The organism is Arachidicoccus sp. (assembly GCF_050436765.1).
GTDB lineage: Bacteria > Bacteroidota > Bacteroidia > Chitinophagales > Chitinophagaceae > Arachidicoccus.
In genome coordinates this window covers 1-1040 of the sequence record NZ_JBNQGD010000393.1, presented here as the reverse complement: position 1 = coordinate 1040, position 1040 = coordinate 1, and the positions used below count along the sequence as shown (strand labels likewise).

Genomic DNA, 1040 nt, shown 5'->3' with positions numbered 1-1040 from the left:
TGACTAAAAAGTAAATTATTGAGGTATTTAGTGGTATTTTGGGGTTAATTATCCACTTATTAGCCTCTTAAAGGCATTATTTTAGAAAAGACAACAAGAAGTGCCACTTTTCAGTTTGGTTGCTTATAACTGCTTAAAAAGCCGACTACAAACGTTTGCAAACGGATAAATTTGACATAAAAAAGCCCGCTTGATGGGCGGGCTATAGGTGTGAAGTTGGTTGGGCTTACATTTGCATGATTCCGACAACTAAGGCGAAAGCTAAGCAGACTATTGCCGTAGATGCGTAGATGGTGCAGAGGATGAGTAGCCAAGGGAAGTTTTTAGCGTATTGCATGGTATGTAGCTTTTAAGTGTGAGTTTCTATGTCGCAATATACGAATTGAATTATTAGTATCTATACAGCGACCATTTAGGCGGCATTCCCAAAATAGTATCGGCTTTGGTGAGCGTGGCGGGTTGAGGGCGATGCGCTCGGCGAGGGAGTTTATACGCATGGGTTAACCTCCATTTTTGGCTCGTACTCTTTTGTTTTGTTGTTCCAAACAACATTTCTTTTTAGTTCTAAGGCTGTTATAATTTCAAAACCTCTTTGAGTGAATGATTCTGTCACTCTTAATTCAGCCATTAGCTGTTCAATTGTCATGTCTAATACGTTGCTCATCGCTTTATTTGTTAGTTATTAATATCATGTTTAATTCTTCTAAGCGTCTTAATAACGCCTCATTTTCCTTCACCATCTCCTCATACTTACCGCCCTTGGTTAGTAGGCGGATAGCGGCGGAAAGTCCGTTGTGACGGCTTGTTAGGTAATTATACTCATCGTCTGATAAACGACACGTCCTAACCTTGCGGGACGTGTCGGCGGGTTGATCTGGGCTGTGTTTCATAATGATTTTAATTATTAAGCCCATAGGCGTTTTGCTAAGTCTAAGTTTTTTTGCGACTCATTAACATCTTTTTTGGCGTATGTTAATGAAAATGAATGAGACCGCTCAATACTTCCATCTTTTAAGCCCTCATGTTTCATTTTTGCAGCT

The 1040-nt window shown here is 39.8% G+C and carries 1 protein-coding gene; it reads right to left on the bottom strand.

The genetic code is table 11. From position 1 onward, the window contains the following. Positions 1–487 precede the first annotated feature (487 nt). Positions 488–664 carry a hypothetical protein gene (locus tag ACQR30_RS16470; protein ID WP_429736850.1) on the bottom strand — a complete coding sequence of 59 codons (177 nt, stop codon included), beginning with the start codon at positions 662–664 and terminating at the stop codon, positions 488–490. Between the last annotated feature and the right edge of the window lie 376 nt (positions 665–1040).